We start from the raw sequence: 13,804 nt of genomic DNA, 5'->3' as shown, positions 1-13,804 counted from the left end.
AATATGAAGAAAATACTTTTCTGCTTTATGGCATTCATGGGACTATGCACCTATCAGGCGAAAGCACAATGGACGGTGATTGATCCCTCCAATCTGGCACAAAATATACTGACTGTTTCCAAAACCGCTACGACGGCTACCAATGTCATCAACAGCTTTAAGGAGATGCAGAAGATATACGATCAGGGAAAACAGTATTATGATAAGTTGGAGTCCGTACACAGTCTGATCAAAGATGCGCGCAAAGTGAAAGAAACGGTAGAGCTGGTCAGCGAAATATCCCAGATCTATTCTACCAATTTCAACAAGATGCTATCCGATCGGAATTTTAGCGTCAACGAGCTGGAAGCTATATCGAACGGATATTCCAAACTATTGAAGGAAAGCGGCAACCTGCTTGCAGATATAAAGAATGTTGTTTCCCTCTCTAACGGACTTTCGATGACCGATGCCGAGCGTATGTCAATTATAGATGATATACACGCCAAGATGCTCGAACATCGCAATCTTGTCCGATACTTCTCCAAGAAAAGCATCTCCGTTTCCTTTATCCGTAGTCAGGAGAAAGGAGATATGGAGCGAGTTAAAAACCTGTATGGTAATCCATCCGATAGATATTGGTAATCATGATACTGCTAGCAATAGATTTCGATAACCTGCATCAGCTTCTTCGTAATCTGTATCAGGATATGATGCCCCTTTGTGGCGATATGGTTGGTGTTGCCAAAGGAATAGCCGGATTGGGTGCACTGTTCTATGTCGCTTCCCGTGTATGGCAAGCCTTGGCACGGGCAGAACCGATAGATGTATATCCACTGCTCAGACCTTTTGTCATTGGACTCTGTATTATGTTCTTTCCAACATTTGTTCTCGGTACGATCAACGCTGTTATGTCTCCTGTGGTAAAAGGAACGCATACCATATTGGAAACACAAATGACAGATGTGCATTCTCTGCAAGCCGAGAAAGAACGATTGGAATACGATGCACGGCTGCGTGAAGGAAAAGCATGGCTGGTCGATGACGAGGTGTATGACCAAAAGATGAAAGATCTCGGAATTACCGATGCTGCCGAAATGATCTCTATGTGGGGAGAACGTACCTGGTACGATATGAAAGTATGGTTTCGTCAACTGATCCGGGATTTCTTCGAACTGCTGTTCAATGCCGCAGCCCTTACCATCGATACCCTGCGAACGTTTTTCCTCGTAGTGCTGTCAATCTTAGGACCATTGGCATTTGCCCTCTCTGTTTATGACGGTTTCCAATCGACTCTGACCAATTGGATTTCCCGCTACATCTCGGTCTATCTGTGGCTACCCATTGCTGATCTGTTCTCGGCTGTGCTCTCCAAGATTCAGGCACTCATGCTGCAAATGGATATAGATATGTTGAAAGATCCCTCCTATGTGCCGGATGCCAGTAACGGAATATACATCATTTTCTTCATCATCGGGATTATAGGATATTTTTCTATTCCGAGCGTAGCGGGTTGGGTTATTCAGGCAGGTGGCGGTAGTGCTACCCGTGGAGTAAACTCAATGGCAAGCAAAGGGGCTGCAATGGCAGGAGGTGTTGCCGGAGCTGCCGCAGGTAATGTCGCCGGTCGTCTGATGGGTAAGAAATAGACACGCAGTGTCTTTTATTAATTCAAAAACGAACAAATAAAATGGAGTTCAAGAGTTTAAAAAATATAGAAACATCCTTCAAGCAGATACGCTTGTTCGGCATTGTCTTTGTCTGTATGTGTGCCACCATTACGGGTTACTCCGTATGGTCGTCGTACAACTTTGCCGAAGCACAACGCCAGCGTATTTATGTATTGGACGGTGGCAAGTCCTTAATGCTTGCCTTGTCCCAAGATATGACACAAAACAGACCTGTGGAGGCACGCGAACACGTTAAGCGTTTCCACGAGCTGTTTTTTACTCTCTCACCCGATAAAAAAGCTATCGAAAGCAACGTAAACAGGGCATTATTCCTTGTCGATAAATCGGCTTTCAAATATTATCAGGACATGGCAGAAAAAGGGTACTATAACCGTATTGTATCGGGGAATATCAATCAAATTGTACAGGTGGACAGTATTGCCTGTGATTTTGATAGCTATCCCTACAAGGCTGTAACCTATGCCAAGCAAATGATTATTAGGGAGAGTAACCTCACCGAACGCAGTCTGGTAACACGTTGCAATCTGATCAACTCGGTACGCTCGGATAACAATCCTCACGGTTTCACAATGGAGAAATTCGAAATTGTGGAGAATCGGGATATTCGGATATCGGAAAGGTAGGTAAAGCTATGATACGAAAAATAATGAATCGCATCAATGAATGGTTGGAGGATGGTCTGCGGGGCTTGCTCGGCAGACTTACCCCCGACAGACGGATTATCCTTGTGATAAGTATGTTCCTTGTTTTCGGTGGTCTTTCCATCTACATGACCTTTTCCTCTATTTACAATTTAGGAAAAGATAAGGCAGAAAAAATACAGATAGAGCAGATCGAATCGCTAAAACTACTATTGGAGCAACAGCGAGACAGTATTAACAATCTAAACAACAATTACGAATATGGACGAACAAATCAATAACAAAACGAATCAGGAGGAAGAACCTGTTCCCTATATCAAGAATGAGGTTAAAAAAGAACCACTCAAACCACCCAAGCAAGAACTCTCAATGGCGGAGAGTCAGAAGCGAAAGAAGATGCTGATTATGCCGCTATTCTTCTTAATCTTCGGTGGTGCGATGTGGCTCATCTTCGCTCCGTCGGACGATGGGAAAGAGCAGGCGGTAGGACTAACGGGCTTCAATGCTGAACTGCCCGTACCAAAGGACGAAGGTATTGTGGGTGACAAACGGGATGCCTATGAGCGGGAAGCGATGCGACAAAAGGAACAGGAGAAAATGAAATCTTTACAGGATTTTTCCTCCATGTTCAACAATGAACAGCAGAGCGATGATGAACAAAAGGACAATGCCTACAATACTTCGCTGCAAGCAGAACGACCCCGAAGTTCAACTCCTCGGACGATACAGTCCTCGGCAACTGCCTATCAGGATATCAACAAGCAATTGGGTGATTGGTACGAAAAGCCAACCGAAGCAGACAGACAATCACAGTCGGCTATGGAGCAGCGGATACAGGAATTGGAACGAAAGCAGGAAGAAGCCGAAGCAAAAAAAGCGGAAGAGGACGAACAGACAGCCTTGCTTGAAAAATCCTACCAAATGGCAGCACGCTACATGCCTGCACAGGTAGGAGAACAACCCGCAGAAGAAACGAGCGTGACACCTACAGGAGATAAGGTCAAAGTACAACCCGTTAAACAAGTGTATCAGAATGTTGTATCCCTACTGGCTAAACCAATGTCCAATGATGAATTCATAGCCTCGTACAGCAAACCCCGGAATATGGGATTTCTGACTGCTGCAGGCAATGAGGTAATAAAGGATAAAAACAGTATCCGTGCTTGTGTGAACCAAACTGTAACCCTGACTAATGGCAAAGAAGTACAACTTCGTCTTTTGGAACCAATGAGGGCTGGCAAGATATTGATTCCTGCCAATACCTTAGTGACAGGAGCTTGTCGTATCGGTGGCGAACGTCTGGAAGTAACGATCAATTCTATTCAGTATGCAGGAAACATTATTCCGGTTGAACTGCAAGTGTACGATATGGATGGTCAATCAGGAATTTTTGTACCTAATAACGATGAAGTAAAAGCAGCCAAAGAAGTAGCTTCTACATTGGCATCATCAGCAGGAACAAGCATTATGATTTCGGATAATGCAGGCTCACAATTGGCAGCCGATATGGGCAAGGGGTTGATACAAGGGGCTTCACAGTATATCAGTAAAAAGATGAGTGTAGTAAAAGTTACCCTAAAAGCTAATTACAAGCTCCTATTGCTACCCAAAGAAAATTAACAAAACCACTAAAAAATCACCGTTTCAAGCAGCGAGAGCAGAAGCAAAATTTATTTTGATTATGGCGAGTCGTGAGAAACGGGCAATCTAAAAATTGAATGTTTAACGAATTTAAAATCAAAAGTATGAAACGATTCTTTTTTATATTAACACTTGCTGTTAGTGTATTTACAGCCCATGCACAAGAAGTATCCCAAGATACCATTGTGGTACATACCAAACCGACAACGGGTGACTATTACGAGAGCTTTACCCGTCCGCTGACCTTTGATAGAATGATTCCACCTTATGCTCTGGAGGTGACATTTTCCAAAACTGTACATATAATATTTCCATCATCTATTCGCTATGTCGATTTAGGGTCGGCAGATCTTCTCGCAGCGAAAGCAGATGGCACGGACAATGTATTGAGAGTGAAAGCAGCTCTGCGGGATTTCAGTCGAGAGAGTAATTTGTCAGTTATTACGGAAGATGGTGCATATTATACCTTTAACGTTAAATATGCAGATGAACCTGTAAAACTGTCTGTTGAAATGACTGACTTTCTGCACGATGGCGAAGCGGTGAACCGTCCGAATAATGCTCTTGCAGTCTATATGCAGGAGTTGGGGCAGGAATCACCTTTGCTCGTCAAGCTAATTATGCAGTCTATACACAAGAACAATGATCGGGAGATAAAACACATCGGCTCGAAGCGTTTCGGAATACAACACACGCTGAAAGGTATTTATACCCATAATGGACTGCTGTATTTTCATCTGCAACTAAAAAACTCATCTAATGTAACTTTCAATGTGGACTTTATCACATTTAAGATTGTAGATAAAAAAGTAGCCAAACGTACTGCAATTCAGGAGCAGGTAATTTGGCCACTCCGTGCCTACAATAATTTGATGCTGATAGGTGGACAACAGACAGAACGCATGATTTTCACTTTACCGAAATTTACGATTCCCGATGATAAAATGTTGGTTGTAGAGCTTAACGAGCAGGAAGGCGGACGTCATCAGCGGTTTACATTGGATAATGCAGATCTGGTTCGAGCAAAGGTTATTAACGAACTCAAAGTGAAATAGTATGAAACGGTTATATCTTATATTAACGATTGCGTTGTGCCTGGTCTTTACAGACCAAGCACATGCACAGCGTTCACTTCCGGGTATGCGAGGCATACAACTCACAGGTGGTATGGTGGATGGAATCTATTCATCCAAGAATGATAATGAAGCGGGGTATTATTTCGGTGTGGCGCTGGCGACTTATGCTAAGAACGGAAACAAATGGGTATTTGGTGCGGAATATATGGAACGCTACTACCCGTATCGGGAAAAACGATTACCGATAACCCAATTCACGGCTGAGGGAGGTTATTATTACAATTTTCTGACTGATCCTTCCAAGACTGTTTTCCTCTCTTTGGGTGGTTCTGCCCTTGCAGGCTATGAAACATCGAATTGGGGCGAAAAGACCCTGTATGATGGCTCTACACTTCAACACAAAGATACTTTTATCTATGGAGGTGCTATCACATTGGAAATCGAAACCTACCTGACAGACCGTGTGGTGCTACTCGTTACAGGGCGAGAACGTATCCTCTGGGGTAACTCTACAGGGCATTTTCATGGGCAGTTCGGTGTAGGAATCAAATTTATAATCAATTAGGGGGCACAGCCCCTTTTATTTAACAAAGTATACAAATACAATGATGAAAAGAATAAAGACTTTTTTCGGAATAACAGTGTGGCTGGCAGCGATAATGCTGCTGGCCTTAGCCTGTAGTAGCGATATGGATATTAATAAGGTTTACGCATTTGATCTGGTTTGTATGCCAGTTCAGAAAAAAATCGTTCAGGGAGAGGTGGCGGAAATCCGTGCACAGATTGTAAAGGAAGGGAACTTCCAAGACACTAAATTCTACATTCGTTACTTTCAGGTAGATGGCAAAGGCCAATTACAACTCGAAAATGGAACTATACTTCTACCAAACGATTTATATCTTTTGGAAAAAGAAACGTTTCGGATGTATTACACTTCTCATTCTACTGACCAACAAGTGATAGACGTGTATATAGAAGATAACCACGGTCAGGTAGTACAAAAGACGTTCTCGTTCCAAAATGACAGAGGTGAGGAAGAAGATTTACCAACGGAAACGGAATAGTCATGATGACGATGATGGTAATCTCATATATAGTTACTTGGGTAAATATGATTTATGCTTATGTAACTGCTCCTACAGACGTTGAGCTGTGGGGTGAAGAAATTGAATAGTGAACAATCAGACAAACGCTCGAAGATTCTTTGGGCGTTTGTCCTATATAAGACAGGACAATGAAATATATAATAATCCTATTGATAGCTTTACTCCATCTGCCTGCATGGGGACAGCAAAGCAATTCATCAAACAGAAAATCACAAATAGAACACTGTCTGAAGCCGATTTATTCCATTACGGAATTTCAGCAAATAGCGGATTCTTTGCAAATGACTATTGATGAGTTATCTGACTATCCTGTGATATTTCCGATTAAAAAAACTCAGTATATTTCATCAGGCTTTGGAATGAGACAGCACCCATGCTATAAAAGACGAAAATTTCATACAGGAATTGATATTCCAGAGACAAAGGGTACTCCCGTGTATGCTACGGGTAACGGAATAGTGACTGCCAGAGGTTACGATGTGGGATATGGCTACTTTATAGAGATTCAACACGTAGGCGGTTTTCATTCATTCTACGCACATTTAAGCTGGATATTGGTAAATGTGGGGGAAAGGGTAAGTATTACTCAACAGATCGCTTGTGTGGGTAGTACAGGGGTAACAACAGGTAACCACTTGCATTACGAAGTTAGAAAAGGTAAACGTTATTTGAACCCAATTGGATGGTGCTTCTTGCTATTTAAACACTTGAACAATGATTTCTTATAGAAGAAAAATGCTAAAATTATAGATGAAATATTACTGCCCGAATATCGAAAATTAACAAAAATAACTACCTTTGAAATAAATCAATAGCCTATGAATTACATACAGAAAAATCTGCTATCTGGGGAAGAAATAAAATATGTTGCAAGATTGCATTTTTTCCTATTCGTTCAACCGATTATATTGTTACTTATCGGTGCTTTTCTTGCATCAAGCCCTAAAGAAATATCAGCTATGACTCATTATGCAGGCTTACTGATTTTGTTCTTCGGGATTGTGTCGCTGTTGTCAAGAATACTAATAAAAGTAGGTTCTTCTTATGCAGTAACGAACAAACGTGTGATACTTAAAACAGGTGTTATCAGTCGCAGAGCTCTAGATTTGGTATTGGCGAAATGTGAAGGTCTTCATATAAAACAAAGTGTTTTGGGTCGGATATTTAATTTTGGTACAATTACAGTTACAACTGGTGGTGCTTCAAGTACCTATCCGTATATAGCTGACCCGTTGGCTTTCAGACGTGAGATAAATACACAGATAGGGTAATACAAATAGATTTAGAATTTATACTTCTTATACTTTAAGAATAAACACAATACATAATAATCGATGGGAAACTATAAGAATATAGAGATAGACTTTATTGAAAGGACATTAGGACTAATAGCTCAATATGAAGGAATACTTCATAGATATAATTTTGAACAGCAATATAATCATACCTTGCTAATAAATTGTTTATTAGGATTAGTTGTATTTCCGAAAGAAAAAGCCATTAGCTATTTACCAAAAGAAAGAATTACCTCTAAGTTGAAAGGAGATATGGGGATTTTTATATCAACCTTCAACGAAGAATACACCGACTTAAAAGGCCTTATTGTAGCCTTAAGACATTCCATTGCGCATTTCAATATTGAATTTGAATCCGAAAATACTGATTTTTTAATTGACAAAATTGTTTTCAAGGACAAAGATAAAGGAGATAATTATGTAGTGGCCTCATTTTTGCCTTCCGAATTACTTTCATTTATAAGGTATTATGGTGGTTGGTTCATAGATACTGTTAGAAAAAATCAACATAAATTTAAAATAGAGAATAGAGAATAGCTCTTTCTCCCCTGCATAATACCTCTAGTATCTTTTAAACTATCGACGTTTTGGATGGATGGTACGACCGAATGATAAAATTTAAGTAAGTTGTTGAAAAATATAATATCAGAGTTTATGATGAAAATAGCTATACCAATCAATAAAAATTTGTTCAATATACTTGTTCTGTTTACCAGAGAACCGTTCGTGAGATATTTTTCAAAAGAACTGGAGTTTTACAGAAACGAAAGTGGTAGATTAATAGGCTTTATAAGTCTGGATTATACTGATAATGATTATTATGCTGCAATATTGTCAAGAGATAAGGCTAAGCAATATAGAGCAGAAAAAGTAATCGCAAGCTTAACGACCATTGATGAAGCTAGAAAATGGATTGATGATGAAATGGCTTCGGATGCAATAACAATGCACGATGACAAAAGTGACTTTTTTGATTTATTTGAAATAATAATAGAAGAAGGAAAGTTAAGTCCTTATTTTAAGATATTGAATGAGCATGAGGGTTATCTCGCCGCAAAAAATGTTATTAAAGAAATATCTTATCATTATAAAGATATAGATGGAAATTTCATCGATCAGTTCCAATCAATAAACGGTTTTGATGCACGGTTATGGGAATTATATCTTTTTTGCTTCTGTCGAGAACAATTCTTTTCATTTAAAAGAGATAGTTATGCACCTGATTTTATGATAGAAAAATTGGGACATGAGATCGCAATAGAAGCTGTTATTGTTGGAAGGAAAGATCAGGATACTGATTTTTTAACCGAATATGAGCCCAAAAATCAAGAAGAGATTGAAAAAGAGCTAAAAAATGATATGCCGTTGAAATTCGGAAGTGCTCTTTATAGCAAACTGAAAAAAGAATATTGGAAAAAAGATCATGTTAAAGGAAAACCACTAGTAATTGCAGTTGCAGACTTTCATGAAACAAAATCTATGTTATGGTCTTATCCTGCTTTAATTTCATATTTATATGGTTATGAGTATGAACATTATCATACAGAAGAAGGTCAATTAGTTATAATACCAGTTCCAGTAAAGGAATACACGAAATCAACAGGCGCAACAGTTCCTGCAGGATTCTTCTTTCAGCCAGATGCAGAAAATATTAGTGCAGTAATCAATTCTCCAACTGCGACACTCTCCAAATTTAACAGGTTAGGTATGCAAGCAGGTTTAAACTCTCAAAAATCAAGATTATTCAGATTTGGTTATCGCCATGACCATGATGAAAATGCTGCCGTACCTTTGGAATTTGCTTATGAGGTAACGCAAGATTCAATAGAAAATTGGAGTGAAGGAATTTCTATTTTTCATAATCCCAATGCTTTAATACCTCTTGACCCTAATTTATTTAAAAATGTTACACAACATTTTTTGAAAGAGGATGGAAGTGTGTTATCTTACTTTCCCGAATTTCACCCATATAAATCAATGACTATTAACCAACTAACTGTTGATAAGAATTTCCAAAAAGTAAAATGAGAAGTTTAGATTTGAGTAAATTTCCGACGATTCCCCATTGTCAGGGAATCTTAAAATACGAGATATTTGATGATTTTCCCGAGCTTACTAAATTAGGTGATATTTCGGAAAGAATTTACGGATGTAGTCTTTTTATTGGGGGAGAAAAAGACAACAAGTATCCCTTTCTTTCTGAAAAAGCACATCTAAGAGCAGCACTGAATGAATTTGTGTCCATAAGTGAAATGCTAAAAGTAAATTATCCAGATTTGGCTATTGAAAAAACTGATTATCCATTATTCCATTTCTTAAAGGAATTAAGGGTAACTAACTTTCATTTGAAATCAATAATTCCCGGTAATTCCAAATCCAGAGCATATTCTCAATCTTTGGATAAAGAGATTGAAATGAATCCTTTCATTATTGCAGACTGTAATATAAAATTATTTGAGAGTAATACTAATTATAGTAAACATTATAAAGCGTCTAATTTTCACGAAACAGTAAATTGGGTTGCTGAAAATCAAATACAATGGGGAATAAATTGTATAATTGAAGAAACGCTTAAACAATACTGCGTCTTGATAAAATCTGACATTTCTTAAATAGAAACAGTTAGATGATTACAACCTTTTTCTAATCGAATTAGAAAAAACTGATTTTTCACTTCTTTTTTTTTGTGAGATTATGCGGAAAAAGAAACATAACCAGAGAAAAATAATTTAGTTGAAAGGCATTTGATAATATCTTCCCATTTTGCTAAATTCTGTTATTATTTTTCACAAAAATATACTTTAAGAAAATGAGTTTTCAAATTGTAGCCCTTAAAATTGGAAATAGTTCGGAAGTTGCAGACAATCAATCAATAGAATTCTTGAGAGATTCAGCAATTCAATATAATAGCAATTATAGCAGGAACTTGAAAAAAAACAGTATATATTCTTTTAATAAGCATTATACGTTTATTAAAGAGAATGACCTAGCAGAGTTTATCTATGATGAGTCTAGTGATATACCTTTGTATAATATTGATTTTCCTGACCGTGTTTTACCTATCAACATTAGTGCCATTGTAGGAGCTAATGGTTCAGGTAAAAGTACACTAGTTGAGCTCTTTTACCGGGCTGCTTATAATATCGGGTGTAAACTTGAAAGTTATACTTTTTACAAGAATCCCAAAGAAGAGGAAAAGGAAAAAATAAAAATCCGGGAAGCTCTTCAAAATCTTCTTCCAAAGGAAGCTCAGGAGATGATTTTAACAGAGCGATCAGGAGAATATCTCTATCAACCTCATCCAAATCTGGATCTCCAAATCTTATATCGTGCTGAAAGCAAAGAGAACATGGCATGTTTTTATAAGATGTCTTTTATTCCAGCTCCTGCTTACTCCAATAACCCTTTTGATTGTGATATCCTAATTCATTCTTATAACAAGGATTCGTCACATTATGTATGTGAAAAGCAAGAAATTGGAAAGAAAATGGAAAATTTAAAGCAATTTGCCGAGACTTATTTTTATACGATGGTGGTCAACTATTCACTTTTTTCACTTAACGCAAAAGAAATTGGGAATTGGGTCAACCCTTTGTTTCATAAGAATGATGGCTATCAAACTCCTATCGTATTGAATCCTATGAGATCTGATGGAAATATTAACATAAACAGTGAGCGTAGCTTATTGACCCGTCGTTTAGTTTCCAACATTCTTCGCCCTCTGAATGGAATTACTGAAGGAAGAAGCCTGCGACATTTGGCAAATGGAAAGATAGCTAGACAGATAAAGATGGAGTATAAAGTTGATTATCTGACGGATTATTGGGACAGGATTAATCATGATGACCGGCAGCTTTCCGAAGAAGAAGTTAAGATTCTGTTGAATGAAATTAAAAAGGAAGTTCCTCAAGTGTTTAGTTTTACAGAAGAAGAGATAGAACCCAATTTCAAGGAGGTGATGTTTTTGTATATCACTTTCAAATTGGTGAAAATGGCTTGTAAGTATGAATCACTATATGGACAATTTACAAATCCAAAAACACAAGAGATTGAAAATGTTAAGGGGTTGTTGACTTATATACGAGATCACTATAATCATACTAATTTTAAAGTTAAAGGAGCCATTCTACATCTTAAATATTATCGGAGGATTTACGTAGCAATTGGTGGTGTTAAAAAAATATCTGATGCTATTTTTAAAGATGCCGTGATTATGGATATTGATCAGTTGTCTAAAGAGATTGAACAGGTCCGCCAAGAAGAAGAGGCTCGTTTTAAAGTAAATACCTACATGATGGCTCCCCCCTCTATTTTTAGGGTAGAAGTTGAACCTGAGCGTATTTTACAATCCGATGAAGACGCTCTAACTAGTCCCCACATACCAATGGATACCTTTAGTTCTGGTGAAAAGCAGCGTATCAATAGCCTCAGCTCGATTGTATATCATCTAATCAATCTCAATTCTGTAGAAGAAAAAGAACAAATTGTTCGTTATAGATACATTAATATTGTATTGGATGAAGTTGAACTATACTATCATCCCGAATGGCAACGTACTTTTCTGCATGATCTTCTCGATTATATACGTAAGATTAACTTTAAAGATATAGAACATATAGAGGGAATTAATATCCTTCTTGCAACTCACTCTCCTTTTATTCTTTCTGATATCCCCCATACTCATATCCTTCGCTTGAGAGGAGGAAAAGAAGATCAAATAGAAGTTAACGAAGAAACCTTTGGAGCCAATATTTATGATCTTCTACAAAATGATTTTTTTATGGAGAATGGTTTTATAGGAGATGTGGCTAAAGAGCATATCCAGTCTGCTATCCGGTATATGCAAAACAAACCAAATCCGAATGATTTTCAGTGGACAGCTAAAAGTTTGAAAGCCTTTATAGAGCTAATAGGAGAACCTTTGTTGAGAAATGCTTTATCAGATATGTATGAAACCTCTCCCTATATTGTTGATAAGAAAGAATCTATTAAAGAACAAATTTCGTATTTAACGGAACAACTTAATCAACTTGAAAAATGATATCTATCCCCTATAGTGTTGTGGAAAAAGCGAAAGCCTTGTTTCCAAAAAGAATAGAGAATCAACGTACCAATGCTTGTACAAAATTGGAAAAATTAAAAAATGCCAAATTAGAATCTATTGAATCAGACTATTTGAATAAAGTCATTGATTTATTTAAATATACGAATATCATTACCGCTCAGCCATCTCAATTAGAACAATGGAAAGCAACAATAGGGAAGTGCCCGAAAAGACAAATAATGAACCCCAATACTAACAAAATGGAGGATAAACCAGTATTGAAAGATTTAATTTTGAAGTGTTTAGGTTATAAAGAGTTGAGAAGCTCTTTTTACCCCGAATATTTTTCTGAAATAGGTCTAAAAACCTGCGTCTATTGTAATTCTCAATTAGTAGTAGTTGTAGAAACAAAAACTGGAAATAGCAAAGCGAAGTTCCAAGCCGACCATTATCACAATAAAAGTGATTATCCTTTTTTAAGTATCTCACTCTATAATTTATATCCAGCTTGCTCTTCCTGTAACGGTGCCAAAAGCACTAAAGATGTAGAGTTTGAATTATATGTTAAGAAACCTTCCTCATCCTTTTTTCATTTTGAATTGGATAAACCCGGCTTAACTTCTTACCTAACAGATCCCAAAAGAAAAGACTTATTAAAAGTTAATTTTACTGAGCCACCTCCACCGGCAAATAAAAAAACATTTTCCGAATGTTTTGATATAGAGGGTATTTATAATACTCAAACGGATATAGCAGAAGAGATGGTTCTCAGAGCTCGCATGTATAATGAAGCCTATCGGAAATCCCTTGAGAAAAATTACAAAGGGCTATTTCCTTCCGGAACTGATACTATTGAGCGAATATTGTGGGGAAATTACATGAAAGACTCAGATATACATAAACGGCCTATGGCCAAATTCATGCAAGACATTCGCAAACAATTATTAAGACTGAGAAAAATAAGGAAAGAGTTGCTTAATTTACCAATCAGGAAAGTAACTTTATAAATAATGATAAACAAAAAGTAAATAAATATACTGTAGTCGATTTACTATACATATGATTTAGATTTTGCCCGATGGCTGTATTTAATAAATATCTTGAGCTTAAAGAAATTACAGATATAAAAGTTTTTTTTAAAAGAAAGGTGTTTGAACTGAATACAAAAAGAATGATTTTTATGTCCGTCAAGGAGAAACTTATAGTCATGTGGGCTTTATACTGAAAGGAGGGTTTAGGTATTTGAGATACTATTATTGATTGGATTGTTATTATAGATTATGTTTTGCCCCTGAGAGATTTTTCTTGGGGGTGATTTTAAAGAATCAACA

Annotated in this window: 15 protein-coding genes; all 15 read left to right on the top strand. The window is 37.4% G+C overall.

Annotation, left to right across the window (positions count from 1 at the left end):
- Window positions 1-3 precede the first annotated feature (3 nt).
- The 15 genes from QZL88_RS12210 to QZL88_RS12140 all read left to right on the top strand — a co-directional run bounded on the left by QZL88_RS12210 (window position 4) and on the right by QZL88_RS12140 (window position 13,480).
- Window positions 4-624, top strand: a complete 621-nt coding sequence (locus QZL88_RS12210) for a DUF4141 domain-containing protein (RefSeq protein ID WP_296941505.1) — start codon at window positions 4-6, stop codon at window positions 622-624.
- Between the two features lie 2 nt (window positions 625-626).
- Window positions 627-1,628, top strand: coding sequence for a conjugative transposon protein TraJ (gene traJ, locus QZL88_RS12205; RefSeq protein ID WP_296941503.1), 1,002 nt, complete (start codon window positions 627-629; stop codon window positions 1,626-1,628).
- Window positions 1,629-1,669: 41 nt separating this feature from the next.
- Complete coding sequence (gene traK / locus QZL88_RS12200; protein ID WP_296941501.1) at window positions 1,670-2,293, top strand: conjugative transposon protein TraK; 624 nt, start codon at window positions 1,670-1,672, stop codon at window positions 2,291-2,293.
- An 8-nt stretch (window positions 2,294-2,301) separates the two neighbouring features.
- Window positions 2,302-2,592 (top strand): TraL conjugative transposon family protein, encoded by a 291-nt coding sequence (locus QZL88_RS12195; protein ID WP_296941499.1) that lies wholly within the window; start codon window positions 2,302-2,304, stop codon window positions 2,590-2,592.
- Window positions 2,573-3,931 carry a conjugative transposon protein TraM gene (traM, locus tag QZL88_RS12190; protein WP_296941497.1) on the top strand — a complete coding sequence of 453 codons (1,359 nt, stop codon included), beginning with the start codon at window positions 2,573-2,575 and terminating at the stop codon, window positions 3,929-3,931. Before QZL88_RS12195 ends, traM begins: the two co-directional genes overlap by 20 nt.
- Before the next feature lie 125 nt (window positions 3,932-4,056).
- The gene (gene traN / locus QZL88_RS12185; RefSeq protein WP_296941495.1) at window positions 4,057-5,007 is read left to right on the top strand and encodes a conjugative transposon protein TraN; all 951 of its coding nucleotides are present in this window, start codon (window positions 4,057-4,059) and stop codon (window positions 5,005-5,007) included.
- A gap of 1 nt (window position 5,008) precedes the next feature.
- Window positions 5,009-5,593: a conjugal transfer protein TraO gene (locus QZL88_RS12180; protein ID WP_296941493.1), complete on the top strand. Its 585-nt coding sequence runs from the start codon at window positions 5,009-5,011 to the stop codon at window positions 5,591-5,593.
- Window positions 5,594-5,633: 40 nt separating this feature from the next.
- The gene (locus QZL88_RS12175) at window positions 5,634-6,092 is read left to right on the top strand and encodes a DUF3872 domain-containing protein (RefSeq protein WP_296941491.1); all 459 of its coding nucleotides are present in this window, start codon (window positions 5,634-5,636) and stop codon (window positions 6,090-6,092) included.
- A gap of 170 nt (window positions 6,093-6,262) precedes the next feature.
- Complete coding sequence (locus tag QZL88_RS12170; protein WP_296941490.1) at window positions 6,263-6,862, top strand: M23 family metallopeptidase; 600 nt, start codon at window positions 6,263-6,265, stop codon at window positions 6,860-6,862.
- 90 nt (window positions 6,863-6,952) lie between these two features.
- On the top strand, window positions 6,953-7,405 hold the full coding sequence (locus QZL88_RS12165) for a PH domain-containing protein (protein WP_296941487.1): 453 nt from the start codon (window positions 6,953-6,955) through the stop codon (window positions 7,403-7,405).
- A gap of 63 nt (window positions 7,406-7,468) precedes the next feature.
- A complete protein-coding gene (locus QZL88_RS12160) occupies window positions 7,469-7,966 on the top strand; it encodes a HEPN family nuclease (protein ID WP_296941485.1) in 498 nt (165 codons plus the stop codon).
- A 117-nt stretch (window positions 7,967-8,083) separates the two neighbouring features.
- Window positions 8,084-9,457 carry a glycosaminoglycan attachment site gene (locus QZL88_RS12155; protein WP_296941483.1) on the top strand — a complete coding sequence of 458 codons (1,374 nt, stop codon included), beginning with the start codon at window positions 8,084-8,086 and terminating at the stop codon, window positions 9,455-9,457.
- A complete protein-coding gene (locus QZL88_RS12150; RefSeq protein WP_296941482.1) occupies window positions 9,454-10,041 on the top strand; it encodes a hypothetical protein in 588 nt (195 codons plus the stop codon). The genes QZL88_RS12155 and QZL88_RS12150 overlap by 4 nt, the downstream gene beginning before the upstream one ends.
- Window positions 10,042-10,238: 197 nt before the next feature.
- Window positions 10,239-12,470 carry an AAA family ATPase gene (locus tag QZL88_RS12145; protein WP_296941480.1) on the top strand — a complete coding sequence of 744 codons (2,232 nt, stop codon included), beginning with the start codon at window positions 10,239-10,241 and terminating at the stop codon, window positions 12,468-12,470.
- 20 nt (window positions 12,471-12,490) lie between these two features.
- Complete coding sequence (locus QZL88_RS12140) at window positions 12,491-13,480, top strand: hypothetical protein (protein ID WP_296941478.1); 990 nt, start codon at window positions 12,491-12,493, stop codon at window positions 13,478-13,480.
- Window positions 13,481-13,804 lie beyond the last annotated feature (324 nt).

This window comes from uncultured Dysgonomonas sp. (assembly GCF_900079725.1).
Taxonomy (GTDB): domain Bacteria; phylum Bacteroidota; class Bacteroidia; order Bacteroidales; family Dysgonomonadaceae; genus Dysgonomonas.
This window is presented reverse-complemented; position numbering and strand designations above follow the sequence as displayed.